We start from the raw sequence: 12,801 nt of genomic DNA, 5'->3' as shown, positions 1-12,801 counted from the left end.
AAATTTCCGGCTGCGCGGAAACCCGTCACGACGAGCAGCTGTAATGCGAACAACCGCCAACCTCAAAGAGCTCCAGCGGCTTCAGCCTGTAGTATTTTTTCTCTATTGCCTCTGATTGCTCAGCGTACGGCTGCGTCATCACGTCCTGCAGTTCTCGCAGCAAAGCGTAATTACCCTCTGCCGCTTGCTGATAGGCGGGCACAACGAACCACTCTCTCAAGCTGTACTTCGGGTTAACGAGCTTCATCTGACTGGAAAGCTCCTCAGGCGTGCCAGGCTGAATCAGCGATTGCCAATTTGTGAGCCACGCTGACCAACGCTTGTCTAGCCCTTCGGGATCTGCAGCATAGGTCGAGCCTTTGTAGAAGCTTTTCTTAAGCGGCTCAATGTCATCTGGCAACGATGAGAGTTCCCGGAAGAACATGGTGTAATCAACAGGCGTCTGCATCATCAGTGTTGCCAGCTCGCGGAATAAAGCCGCGTCAAACGCGTCGAGTCCGAGTTTGGCCGCCCACATCGTCTCCATTTGCGCCTGCATCACCTTTGGGAAATCACTTTTAATGTCCTCCAGCTGCTGTAGACACTCTGGATGCCCTGCCAACAAAGGCCGAACCGCCGAACAGAACGAGTAGAAATTGCGTTCGGCTGCTACTGGTTGGTTGAGGAACGCGAAGTGATTTCCCCCGCCCGTCCATGGCTGGTACTGCGGATCAAACACATCGCAGAACCCGAAGGGTCCATAGTCGAGCGTGAAGCCGCCCGCGGCACAGTTGTCGCTGTTGAAGTTACCCTGGCAGTAGCCAACACGGATCCAGTTGGCGACAAGCGAGGTCAGTCGTCTGCGGAACTCATGTGCGAGCGACACCACTTTTTCAGCTGTGGTCCGCGACCGATCGATAACGTCATCGTACTCGCGATCAATCAGGTGCAATACGATCCTCTCGAGCTCCTCCATCGCCTGCGGGTGTTCCTGCTTGCGGGCACGACGACTAAAGAGCTCCAGCTGCCCTACCCGAATGAACGAAGGTGCAACACGTGTCGAGATGGCCACTGGCTCGGATACGAGAATATCGGGATCTACCGAGCGTGAACCCTCCGAATACCAGGGGCGCCTGACTTTCTCGGTTGTCGACACGTACAGACTCAGAGACCGTGACGTGGGCACGCCCAGCGCGTGCATATGCTCTTGGGCCAGGAACTCCCGCACACTGGAACGCAGAACTGCCCGGCCGTCTGCGCCGCGGCAGTAGGGCGTGCGTCCTGCCCCTTTTAACTGCATTTCCCAGCGCTGCTTGTTGATGACAGCCTCGAGCACGGAAATCGCGCGGCCGTCGCCGTAGCCATTGCCAGTCTGGAACGGGCATTGTTGGTAGAATTCGGTGCCGTAGATGGAAAGTGCGTAGCCACACGCCCACCCCACGTTGCGCAGAGGCTCCGGAACATGCGACAAGTCGCCGGAGAACATACGGATGAAGTCGCTGGACTGCGCCATGCTGTCGGCGAAACCCAGTTCGTGAAACAGGTTTTTCCCATGGGCGACGTATTCGGGGTTTTCGATGGGCGTGGGGCTAACCGGAACATAGTGGCCCGAGAAGACTTGTCTTGGCGCGTGATCAGCTCCGTTTGCTTTCCCCTCAGGGTCGCAGTTGAGCGTGTCCATGAGTGAATAGTCTGCCAGCGGTGCGAGATCGTCGAGGGTCGCGACCGTTGTAGGCATTTCCAAATGATGTCGCGTTAACATAATAGGGACTCCTCTTTATCTATCATACACTTCTAACTCACGGATACAGATTCAGGGACGACATTGAACCATGGGTAAACAGCGCTTTCGTTACTCTGCCAGCATTCTCAAACCCAGCCACCTGTTTGCAACAATCGGAGCCTTGCTGACGATTTTGCTTGGAAGTCTGCTGCTATTGGCACTGCCCAACCTCGGTGAACTGGACTTCAGCCAACTATACCTGGACGAACACGGTAACGTGCCTTTCGAACTGCACCTAATTGCGTTGTGTCTGCTGCTGGGTTGCGTCGTGGCGTTTGTTAATCGCCGGGTCTGGCTGGAACTGGACAGCGAGAATCTGACGATTCACATCCCGCGGTTGACCGGCCTCGGGCTAATGGGATTCACCACCGGAGACCACCGCATTCCGTTAAATACTATTCGGAAAGTTGAGCTGACCGCCGTTACGGGATTTCGGAATATGGCTCAGGCACTTCAGCAGTCAAAACTCAGTCTCGTTACCGACAGGCGGACCTATCGTCTGCAACCCTACCATTTTTTGAGAGAGGGCCACCCGGATCACCGTATCGGCATGGGCAGCGCCTTTGGAAAGCCCAAGGCGAGATTGGAATCCATCATTACCGAGGCCCCTCTTGTCAAAGCTCTGTCCGGAATCACCGGCAACGTGGAGTTTACGTCGACCCAAACTGATCGAACCGGGCCATTGGCTAACCATTTCAACTTATTGAAACACAAAGGCATGGTGCTACAGCTAATTCTGCTGGCTGTGCTCGGCACCTATGCTCTCGTTGACTACGTACTGCTCACCAACTATCTCGTGATTGGTGACTTGCCACTTTGGCCATTCATTTCAACCGGGCTGCTGCTCGGTGTTTTGGGGGTTCAACTGGGTAAAGGTGCTCCCCGAGCAGAGCGCTTCGGCCTTGCTGCCCTGCTCTGTGTCATCGCCCTCGCCGCCACCTATCCCGGTCTTCAGCGGTACGCGTTGGTGGTATCCCCCGAACCACTGACTGTTGCCTACGACAACACTGAAACCGGCTACTTTGAACATTCGCATTACCCTGCGATTGACCAACGGGAAAGCAGTATCCCTGAATATTGGCAGAGCCTTCCCTCAGAAGTGACTTACACCTTCTTCCTGCATGAATCGGAGCTGGGCTTTGTCCTGATTGATATGGCGGCCGTTTACGAGAAAAGCCGTGCTTTCTATCGGGAGGATGGCCGCTAACGACCTTGAAATCGAGTCTCAAACCATCACAGTCAAATAATGAGGTAGCCATTTCCTTAACGAAGGAGACACGCTATGAAGAGTATTAGCCGTGACGACCTCAAACAGATGAACGAAACCGAGCACGAAGATTTTGTGCTCATCAATGTCCTGCCGAGGGATGCCTTCAACCGAGAACATATCCGCACATCCATCAGTGTTCCTGTGGAGGAACCGTCCTTTTTGGAACAGGTCGAGGCAGTTACCGGCAGCAAAGATCGGAAAATTGTTGTCTACTGCGCGAACTTCGAATGTGATGCTTCTCCTAAGGCTGCCAAGAAGCTGGAAGATGCCGGCTTTACGGAAGTCTACGACTATGAAGGCGGCACCGAGGACTGGTTTAGCCGGAAACGTGCCGCTTGACTGGTTGCAGTAGTGAGGGATGAATCTCAAGGGCTGCTCAACAGGGGCAGCCTTTTTTATGACATACGCACATGCTTCGGCCTAATCCGACGGTGAGATTCGGATGTTGTCATACAGAAAATCCAGGAAAACCCGAACCCGGCCCGGCATCAAACGGCCCTGCCCCAGAAAAACCGCGTGGACTTCTTCTCGGTCTCCGGGGTTGTGCTCCTCCATAACCGGAACAAGTCTTCCCTGGCGGATGTCTTCATCAACCAGGAAACGGGTCAAACGTGCGAGGCCGACACCCTCCATGGCCATTTTGCGCATGGTTTCACCATCGCTGACTAGCAAACTCCCCTGTGGAGCGAGATCAGTTTGCTCTCCATCGAAAGTCAGGGGCCAGGTTGCTGTATGCCTGGAAAAATTGAAACCCAGACGATTGTGGGTCCGCAATTCTTCCAGAGTGACCGGAACACCACGCCGTTCAAGGTATTCCGGTGCTCCCACTATCACCATTCGGGTTTCACCCAGCTTACGGGCTACCAAGTTGGAATTACCGAGAGGACCATTTCGGATAGCCACATCAGTATGCTCAGCCAGCAGGTTGACCACCTGATCCGTCAACGATAGCTCCAGTGTAATACCGGGGTACCGTGCCAGAAACTTCGTCACTATCGGGATCAAGAAACCGTGGCCGACAGGGAAACTGGCGGTAATCCTCAAGTGCCCGGTAGGCTCTACCGAACTGCTTGCTCCCTGTTCCGCCTCCTCCAGGTCACTAAGAATGTGGCGGCAACGTTCGTAGAACCATCGGCCCTCCGCCGTCAACTGCATTTGCCGAGTGGAGCGATGAATCAGCTTGGTTCCCAGCCTTTTCTCCAGGCGCGTGATTGCTTTGCTGGCGGCCGAGGGAGTCAGTCGGCAGACCCGTGCGGCCTTCGAAAAACTGCCCTGTTCTACCACAGTGCTGAAGATTTCCATTGCGGCCAGGCGATTTGTGGAGGATTGAGGCATGGTGAATTCAATTCACAAATATTATGAAGATAGGATGTCTATATCATAAATATAAGTGCCTGTATCGTCGAGTTACTGATGAGATGAGAGGAGGATTTTATGGAATATCGGCAACTGGGCGCTTCTGGCTTGAAAGTGCCCGCATTGAGCTTTGGAGCAGGTACGTTTGGTGGACGGGGCCCTCTGTTTAGCGCCTGGGGCAAGATCGAGAGTAATGAGGCACGCCGCATGGTGGATATCTGCCTCGATGCTGGCGTCACCCTATTTGATACTGCGGATGTCTACTCAGACGGCGCCTCCGAAGAGGTGCTCGGGAAAGCTATACAGGGAAAACGACAGCAACTGATGATCTCCACCAAGACGACCTTACCCATGGGAGATGGGCCCCATGATGGCGGCTCGTCAAGAGAGCGTTTGATCCGTTCATGTGAAGCGTCGCTACGGCGTCTGAACACGGACCATATCGACCTGTATTATTTGCATGCATTCGACGCCCGTACCCCGGTGGAGGAAGTATTGAGCACGCTCGATATGCTGGTTAGGCAAGGGAAGATCCGCTATGTGGGCGTCTCCAATTTCTCCGGCTGGCAGGTTATGAAATCTTTGTCAGTGGCTGATCGATATGGTTACCCCCGTTACATTACGAACCAAACCTATTATTCCCTTGTAGGCCGGGATTACGAATGGGAACTCATGCCCCTGGGGCAGGATCAGGGGCTGGGCGCTGCTGTCTGGAGCCCATTGGCCTGGGGACGCCTGACCGGAAAGATCCGCAGGGGGCAGCCGTGGCCGGCGAACAGCCGCTTGCATGAGACGGCACAGTTTGCGCCCCCGGTAGATGATGAACACCTGTACCGGGTTGTCGAAGTGATGGAGGACATCGCGGCGGAAACCCAAAAGACTGTGCCACAGATCGCCATAAATTGGCTGTTGCAAAGACCCACCGTGGCCACTGTGGTCATGGGTGCACGCAATGAGTCTCAGCTTCGCCAGAATCTGGGAGCCGTTGGATGGAATCTGAGTCAGGAGCAGATGGCCCGGCTTGACCAAGTCAGTTCGGTGACGCCGCCTTATCCCTATTACCCTTATCGAACGCAGGAGGGGTTTGCCCGTGTGAATCCACCTTTGGTGTAGCCTCTGAATAGCCTGCTGCGAATGCGATAACCACGAAACCTTGATCGTTGGCTTACTGCACCTGTTTTCTCACGAAGCGGGGAATTCACCCCAGTAGGTGCATTTAACGACCCCGGAATACTTATTCGCACCTCGTCGGCCGACCAGGGCCCTACTGGCTTTGGTGGCTCTGAACCCATCATCGGGTGTGATGTTCTGTATATCGCGAGGCAATTTTTTCTGCAGCCAGGAAACGGAGAGAATTCCAATCAAGCCAATGAGGCGACGTTGTCTAATCTAATTCTCTTAGAAGGTGCAATATCACATGAACGCAATCAACAAGTTCTTTCTCGTTTTTTCTGTACTCGCTTTCTCTGCATTCGCGCAAGCCGAAGGTGTTAGCCAGGGCGATATCGAGCGCGGCAATAATCCTGCAGTTGAAACTGTCGAACTGGGCACTGGCAACTAAGCCGTCCAAAACGACAATGGGCGGTCCAGGTGGGGCCGCCCGTGCATTTTTGATACAAAGCCCTCCTTCTTCGATACAATTTCCGCATTTCCCGGCCCAGCCCTTGCAGTCAACCCTCTAGCGCTGTTATAGCCTTGATTACCCATTGACTCAATAAAGGCGTCCACCTCCGACTGCGTGCGTGTGGGCCATGTTGGGCTCCTGAGGTTTTCATGAATCTGTTTCCCCATTTACTACCAGTAACTATTTAGGCTCTAGTGTTACGTCTTGTCGTCACTATTCAATACTGAATAGAGGCCGCCTTTAGAGTTTTTGATTTCCTCAGCCTCGGAGCCTCTTGGGTTTTCATTCATGCCTGCAGTTAAAGAACCAACCACGATCAGAATGCTGGCTCCTACCACTGCAACAGTCGCCTCGCCGAACCCGGCCGCGATTAGCAGTACCACCGAAATCAAAGGCGCACTGTAGGCCAGGGTTCCGAGCAGTTGGATGTTTCCGTGTTTTACCCCGTAATCCCAGGTAAAGAACGCGATGCCCACCGGGCCAAGCCCCAGCCCTATCACGCCTACCCACTGGCTCCCGTTACTTGGCCAGACTGTGGGCTCCCACATCAGGTGGCAAACCCACGCCAACACCGCAGTCACCCCGCAGAACCAGCCAACGGCATCTGTGGGCACGGATTTAACCAGCCGACTCAGTACCGAATAGGAAGACCACATCAGCGCGCAGGCAAATGCGACCAGGTATCCGTCCAGGTTCTCCGCGCTGAAACCGCTGATGTTTCGGCCGATCAGCAACCAACACCCGACCAGGGCCATAACCGCGCCCGCAATGTGCTGTGGGCGCAGGGATTCGCCGGGTAACAGTGCAGAAAACAGCACTATGAACAGGGGCCAAAGATAGGCCAAAAGGCTCACTTCGACAGCCGGTGCCAGCGTCATCGCTTTAAAATAGGCAAAGTGATACCCGAATAGGCCAATCACGCCAATGCACCAGGCAAACGCCGACTGGCGTGCGAATCGGATTCCCGTGTGCCCTGCTCGCAACCAGCGCGCCAACATCAGGAGAAACGCGATGGTGAACGTCATTGCCATGAGCTGGAACTCCGGAATGTGGCCGCCAGTCAGTTTGGTCAGTAAAGCCAGCGTGCCCCACAGAAGTACCGATATTGAGCCAATCCAGGTGGCTGTTGCGGTTGTCATTGTTTCCTCTCCCAATCACGAATGAGTGAACTCAAAGAGAAGAAGCATAAGGGGCAGTACCCGGTGCCGACTTTCGGAATTCGGATGGGTTATTTCGAGAATCTGCGGAAATAACTGGGCGAGTGCCCAAAGTGCTGAGAAAAACGATCACTAAAGGCTGACAGCGAACTGTAGCCGACGGCATCGGCAATACTCTGGATGGACAGCTCACCCTGTTCGAGCAGTTGCCAGGATGACTGCATGCGGAGTTCCGTGAGGTAATGGTGAGGAGTGAGACCGACCTGCTCCCGGAACAGCTCGTTTAGCTGCCGCGGGCTAAGGTGTGAAATAGAGGCCAACTGGCTGACGGTGATTTTCCGGCCGTAGTTTTCATCAATAAACCGCTTGGCGGTTTCTACCCGCCGGTCCAGTCTCAGTTTGTCGCCAAAACGTTCCTGCAGCAACTGAATCAGCAACAACAGCATCTGGTGCTGGGTTCGAGAGGAATCCCCGCCCTGTTTCAACTGGGAATGCAAAAACGTAACGTACTGCTCGAGGCCAGCGTCCAAGTGCACAAAACAGGGCAATTTTTCCAACATCGGCGCCAGCGCCGCCGGGATATCCGCAACCACGAAGCGGTTGGCATCCGCAGCCGCAAAATCGTGATCGTGGCCGGCGGCGATGATCGCGGCTTTGCCACTGCTCACCTCCCCGGCTTTGCTGTCGACAGACAGCGATAGCGTCCCAACGAGCGGCAACACCAGTTGATGGTGATCATGGGCATGTTTCTGCCCATGGTCACTATAGCTCTTCAGCTTGAGGTTTGGTCTGGCGTTCGACATGTTATTCACGACCCACTCCCTAGAGCAGGCCATTATAACCAAAATACCGGTTACTCGAACCCTTCCAGCACTATCTTGCCCACGGCCGTACCGGACTCCAACTCCGAATGCGCCGCACGCAGGTTGTCAGCGTTGATTACCCCGAGATTTTTGCCTGCGGTGGTACGAATGTGGCCCTGATCCACAAGACTCGCTACAGTCTCAAGAAGTTCGTGCTGCACCTGCATGTCATCGGCGTTGTGCATGGACCGGGCGAACATGAATTCGATGTGTAGGGACAGGCTTTTCGGTTTGATTTTCATCACGTCCAGAGACGCGGGGTCGTCAATCATGGCAATCCTGCCGAACGGCCTCAGCGCTGCCACATAATCATCGAAGTACTGGTCGGTGGCGTTCAGGCTGGCCACGTGAGTGATCGGGGCAATTTTGCCATCGGACACCAGTTGTTCGATTTGCGGCAGCAGTGGCTCGCGGTGATTCACGACGAAATCCGCACCTAGCGATTCGACCCATTGCCGGGACTCGGGCCGGGATGCGGTGGCCACCACGGTGGCACCGGTCAGCGTTTTTGCCAACTGAATCAGGATCGAGCCGACACCGCCGGCTGCACCAACCACCAGTATCACGTCGTCGGTTGGACTGATTTCCTCTGGGGGCTGCTGTTCAAGACCCAGGTGGTCGAAGAGCATTTCCCAGGCGGTTATAGTGGTCAGAGGCAGTGCTGCCGCCTCTGCGTCGTTCAGGCTGGCGGGTTTGCGGCCCACAATGCGCTCGTCCACGATCTGATACTCGGCATTGCTACCCTGCCGTGTAACATCGCCAGCGTAGTAAACCTGGTCGCCTGGCTCGAACAATGATGCGGCCTCTCCCGTTGCAACGACTTCCCCTACGGCATCCCAGCCCAGTACCTTGGTCTCACCAGGCTCCGCTGCAGCCCGTTGACGTACTTTGAAATCAACAGGATTGACGCCGATGGCCCTGACACGGACCAAGAGGTCCCTTCCCTCGGCCGCCGGCTGAGGTAGTTCCACGTCTTGAAGGGATTTAGGGTCATCAATGGGTAAAGATTCAGTGTATCCAACCGCTTTCATGTTTCTCTCCAGTGTGAGTTGGTAGTGGCTAACAGTGTGATCCCTCTTTACACTAAGAAAAACAGCCTAATCCCATAAACATAATCAAATAATTTTTGAAAATGAACTTTGACGATCTGACCGTTGTGCTTAAAGTGGCCGAGTTCCGCAACATCACCGCGGCTGCCACCAGCCTGGATATGCGCGCTGCGACGGCGAGCGCCGCCGTAAAACGTGTGGAGCATGAGTTAGGGGTAGAGCTGTTTGTACGCTCTACCCGTCAGTTGCGGCTCTCGGCCGCCGGGGAGAAATACCTGCCCCAATGCCGGCAGGCGCTGACACTGATGGATGAGGCCAGACAGAATATTCGCTTTGGCACAGAAACAGTGGCGGGAGAAATTCGGCTATCGGTGTCATCCGATCTGGGTAGAAATCGCGTCGTGCCCTGGATCGACCAATTGATGACATCTCACCCCGGGCTGAGTTTGCGGGTACAGATCACCGACAGCAATGTGGACTTTTTTCGGGATTCGGTTGATATGGCCCTACGGTATGGCTCACCCAGTGACGCCAACCTGTATGGGTTCAAAATCTGTGATGTCCCCCGACTGCTCTGCGCAACACCCGATTACCTGAACCAACAGGGTACCCCCATTCATCCACACGACTTGGCGGGTCACAACGGGCTTTTCTATCAGTTGCAGGACATTCCCTACGACTTGTGGACCTTCAAACGGGATGGTGAGGAATACCGGGTGAAAATGAGAGGCAATCGGGCGTCCAACGACGGCGATCTCGTTCGGCGCTGGTGCATCGCCGGGCAAGGTATGGCGGTTAAATCCTGCCTCGATATATCCGATGATCTGCTGTCCGGCCGGGTGATGAACGTCATGCCCGACTACACGCCACCGGTATCAGAGCTGTGGCTGATTTGCCCGACTCGACAATCCATCACACCTGCCATGCGCCTGCTGCGGGACCACCTGAAACAGCAGTGTCAAAGCCTTATAAACGCCATGACTAAACGCGGCATACTGCCAAGCCACGATTAGACCGCCTTCAGGTGCCGGCCACAGGGCGAATTGGTCATGATGTCGTGCCAGCGAGCCTGGAGCAGTCTTTCGATATGATTCCTGATCCAGATAATCCCCGGTTCTCTATCATGGCGTGCGTGCCAGATGAGGTAGAGGCTGGTTGGGTCCACATCGAAAGGTAGCTCCCCCATCCATAACCCATCGACGAATCCGCAATCCTGGCTGATCAACTCAGGAACGGCCGCGATGAGATTGGACTCCCTTAACACTTGAGGAACGGACGCAAAATGGTTCATTGTTGCGGCGATACGCCTGCTCTGCCCTTTTTGATCAAGATAACTGTCAACAGAACCGTGTGCGTCGCCCGACATGGTAACCAACAGATGCCGGGCTTCCAGAAACTCTTCCATGGTGATTTGCCGGCCTGCCAGCGGGTGGTCTGCCCGCATTGCGAGAACAAATCCGCTATCAAGAAGCCAGGTACTCCGCAAACTGTAATCGTGCTGGTTAAGCACGCCAATCGCGAGGTCAACGTGAGCTGATCTCAGGTCGTCGTAGCTCCCTTCAGGTGTATAGGGAACGGCGTGTACGTCCACGCCCGGCGCCTCACGCTCAAGCAAGTCAATAAGCTGACGCCAGATCATCTCGACGATGACGTCGGTTACTGCAATGCGAAACGTCCGCCGGGCGGAGGCCGGGTCAAACTGCGTAGCGCTGACGGCGTTTGTCAGCGCGAACATAGGGTCACCCACCTGATCCCATAGACTGAGCGCATAGGAGGTGGGTTCGATGTTGCGGCCCTTTCGCACAAAGAGCGGATCATTCCAGATCTGGCGCATCCTGGAAATCGCATTTGATACCGCAGGCTGCGTCATGGCCAGGCGATCCGCCGCACGAGTCACTGAACGCTCCGTCATAATGGCATCGAAGATGTACAGCAACTGGAGCTCTTGAGTTTTCATAGTAAGTTCTCGGCGTAACTATAAGTGCCCTTTAACGAACGTTCTCAACTGGCTGAGGCTCCCTGCCCCGGCATGTTGGGCAATCACATCGCCATCCTGAAACAGGGCCAATGTCGGAATGCCACGGATACGCATTTTTGCAGTAATCTCCGGGCTATCATCCACGTTGACCTTGGCAACGGTCAGTTGCTCACTGAACTCATCGGCGATGTCCTCAAGCAGCGGGGCTACCGTCTTGCAAGGGCCACACCAGGGTGCCCAGAAGTCAACCAGAACTGTCCGGTCGCTCTGAACAACCGCTTCTTCAAAATTCGCATCGGTTACATGAACAATGGTCGTCATAATATCTGCTCCTGAATGGAATTGCTCACTTTCAATACTGGGTCCTTTAAGCTGATAGCACTAATTTCAGTGCCATATAGATCCCATTTCTCACAATGATGGGTTGGCATAGAGCGCCGTTAAAGGCGCTTACTGAATACCAGCCCACCCCACGCAAGCGTGCGGTTTCCGGTCCCGCTCTTAATTTCGGAGCTCTGGACCCGGAGCACGTAACTCAACTCGGTGCCAGCGACGAAACTGTGGGTATAGCCCGCCCAGATTTCCGCCAGGAGCACGTTAAGGTCGTTGGCACCCAGTTCGTGGTCGGAGTGCCTGAATTGGCCTTGAAGGAACGCATTGTAGGCCCGAGCTTTAACAGACACGCCGCCCCAGAAATAGTGCTCCCGGCCGCCAGGGGCCGCGACTCCCGGCGCTCGTTCGCCGTAGGCCATAAGCTCAGGGTTGAAACGATTGTCCGGGGAGGAAATGAGCCCATCCCGAAAAACAAGCGCGGCACCAAACTCAGTCAAATAACCCACCGACCCGAAGTACGTGACTTTGAATTGCTGGTCCGGCCGGCTTTTATCCAGATACTGATGATAGGCAGCGGAGTATCGGAATGTTGGTTCCCCGCCATTGGAGACCTGATGGTCCCAGCCGTTGGCACGGTCACTTCCTACCACCTTGTGAACCGCATTCTGACCCGATTTAAAAACATCCAGGCCCAGCACTCCGACGGTCATCGAGGTGGTCCACCCGGAATCGTCACTCAGGGTCCTGTAACTATGGCTTGACGATAAATAAACGAGGCTGCTGTAGGGACGATCATCCCGATCGATATCCCTCGCCTTGATTTCCTCAGGGGTGAATCCGTAGATGCCAAATTCCAGGGCTGCACTTTCGGGCTCGTTAATATCTGCGCCAATACCCGACAACACGAACCTGTCCAGGTTTTGGCTGATTCCGGAAACCGGATTTTCCAGGAAGTCCTCCGAGTTTGAGGAATAGGTTATGGCCACACCTGCGGTGTAATCCCGATCGGTTTGGGTGGGTGCAAAAAGATCATTGTCCGTAGAAAGCGCAATGACAGAATCAGAGTTCTCAGCATGAGCCATCGGAGACAAAACCAGAACAGTGAGAAAAAGTACAAGCAGACGATGAGACATGGCCAACTCCGAAAGACGATAGGTCGGAAACAAGTTGGCTGCTATTTTTCAACTGAACGCCTTGCGCGACTAATCAGGGCTCAATATTGAAAACATCATGTATTTTGATGAATAGGTGTTTGTACTGCGATGTTTACATCGTTGTCGGCGGGGCACGTTCTATAAAATGATTTAAGTTAGTCGTTTAACATATTGTATTTAATTTATTTCCATGCATTTCGATAAAATCAGTCAAGATAGGAGACATCGAAGTAAGTCGCCGAAAAGCTCTATTTA

At 54.3% G+C, this 12,801-nt stretch carries 13 protein-coding genes; 5 read left to right on the top strand and 8 right to left on the bottom strand.

What is annotated here, in order from left to right:
* Window positions 1-25: 25 nt before the first annotated feature.
* Window positions 26-1,741 (bottom strand): protein adenylyltransferase SelO, encoded by a 1,716-nt coding sequence (locus tag JJO78_RS08255; RefSeq protein ID WP_273623312.1) that lies wholly within the window; start codon window positions 1,739-1,741, stop codon window positions 26-28.
* 70 nt (window positions 1,742-1,811) lie between these two features.
* Here JJO78_RS08255 and JJO78_RS08250 point away from each other — a divergent pair, with 70 nt between their 5' ends.
* Both JJO78_RS08250 and JJO78_RS08245 read left to right on the top strand, forming a co-directional pair.
* Window positions 1,812-2,969 carry a hypothetical protein gene (locus JJO78_RS08250; RefSeq protein ID WP_199480840.1) on the top strand — a complete coding sequence of 386 codons (1,158 nt, stop codon included), beginning with the start codon at window positions 1,812-1,814 and terminating at the stop codon, window positions 2,967-2,969.
* A gap of 75 nt (window positions 2,970-3,044) precedes the next feature.
* On the top strand, window positions 3,045-3,371 hold the full coding sequence (locus JJO78_RS08245) for a rhodanese-like domain-containing protein (RefSeq protein ID WP_036207216.1): 327 nt from the start codon (window positions 3,045-3,047) through the stop codon (window positions 3,369-3,371).
* Window positions 3,372-3,452: 81 nt separating this feature from the next.
* Here the strand turns inward: JJO78_RS08245 and JJO78_RS08240 are convergent, their stop codons facing one another.
* Entirely contained in the window at window positions 3,453-4,367 is a 915-nt protein-coding gene (locus tag JJO78_RS08240; RefSeq protein ID WP_228209663.1) for a LysR family transcriptional regulator, read from the bottom strand.
* Between the two features lie 99 nt (window positions 4,368-4,466).
* On the opposite strand from JJO78_RS08240, the gene JJO78_RS08235 reads away from it, so the two are divergent.
* Window positions 4,467-5,501 carry an aldo/keto reductase gene (locus tag JJO78_RS08235; protein ID WP_151982187.1) on the top strand — a complete coding sequence of 345 codons (1,035 nt, stop codon included), beginning with the start codon at window positions 4,467-4,469 and terminating at the stop codon, window positions 5,499-5,501.
* Window positions 5,502-5,805: 304 nt separating this feature from the next.
* Window positions 5,806-5,949: a hypothetical protein gene (locus JJO78_RS08230; RefSeq protein WP_164732124.1), complete on the top strand. Its 144-nt coding sequence runs from the start codon at window positions 5,806-5,808 to the stop codon at window positions 5,947-5,949.
* Window positions 5,950-6,209: 260 nt separating this feature from the next.
* Here the strand turns inward: JJO78_RS08230 and yddG are convergent, their stop codons facing one another.
* The 3 genes from yddG to JJO78_RS08215 all read right to left on the bottom strand — a co-directional run bounded on the left by yddG (window position 6,210) and on the right by JJO78_RS08215 (window position 9,063).
* Window positions 6,210-7,151 carry an aromatic amino acid exporter YddG gene (gene yddG / locus JJO78_RS08225; RefSeq protein ID WP_007152203.1) on the bottom strand — a complete coding sequence of 314 codons (942 nt, stop codon included), beginning with the start codon at window positions 7,149-7,151 and terminating at the stop codon, window positions 6,210-6,212.
* Between the two features lie 89 nt (window positions 7,152-7,240).
* A complete protein-coding gene (locus JJO78_RS08220; protein ID WP_007152204.1) occupies window positions 7,241-7,972 on the bottom strand; it encodes a helix-turn-helix domain-containing protein in 732 nt (243 codons plus the stop codon).
* 50 nt (window positions 7,973-8,022) lie between these two features.
* Window positions 8,023-9,063, bottom strand: coding sequence for a zinc-binding alcohol dehydrogenase family protein (locus JJO78_RS08215; RefSeq protein ID WP_228209662.1), 1,041 nt, complete (start codon window positions 9,061-9,063; stop codon window positions 8,023-8,025).
* Window positions 9,064-9,164: 101 nt separating this feature from the next.
* Here JJO78_RS08215 and JJO78_RS08210 point away from each other — a divergent pair, with 101 nt between their 5' ends.
* Window positions 9,165-10,094 (top strand): LysR family transcriptional regulator, encoded by a 930-nt coding sequence (locus tag JJO78_RS08210; protein WP_228209661.1) that lies wholly within the window; start codon window positions 9,165-9,167, stop codon window positions 10,092-10,094.
* On the opposite strand, the gene JJO78_RS08205 is transcribed toward JJO78_RS08210, so the two are convergent.
* The 3 genes from JJO78_RS08205 to JJO78_RS08195 form a co-directional block, all read right to left on the bottom strand.
* Window positions 10,091-11,038 carry a LysR family transcriptional regulator gene (locus tag JJO78_RS08205; protein WP_007152207.1) on the bottom strand — a complete coding sequence of 316 codons (948 nt, stop codon included), beginning with the start codon at window positions 11,036-11,038 and terminating at the stop codon, window positions 10,091-10,093. The genes JJO78_RS08210 and JJO78_RS08205 overlap by 4 nt on opposite strands.
* An 18-nt stretch (window positions 11,039-11,056) precedes the next feature.
* Window positions 11,057-11,380: a thioredoxin gene (gene trxA, locus JJO78_RS08200; RefSeq protein WP_036207214.1), complete on the bottom strand. Its 324-nt coding sequence runs from the start codon at window positions 11,378-11,380 to the stop codon at window positions 11,057-11,059.
* Between the two features lie 119 nt (window positions 11,381-11,499).
* Complete coding sequence (locus JJO78_RS08195) at window positions 11,500-12,525, bottom strand: lipid A deacylase LpxR family protein (protein WP_228209660.1); 1,026 nt, start codon at window positions 12,523-12,525, stop codon at window positions 11,500-11,502.
* Window positions 12,526-12,801: the final 276 nt, after the last annotated feature.

Origin of the sequence: Marinobacter sp. DS40M6 (assembly GCF_028581595.1) — a bacterium.
GTDB classification, from domain to species: Bacteria; Pseudomonadota; Gammaproteobacteria; order Pseudomonadales; family Oleiphilaceae; genus Marinobacter; species Marinobacter salarius.
This window is presented reverse-complemented; position numbering and strand designations above follow the sequence as displayed.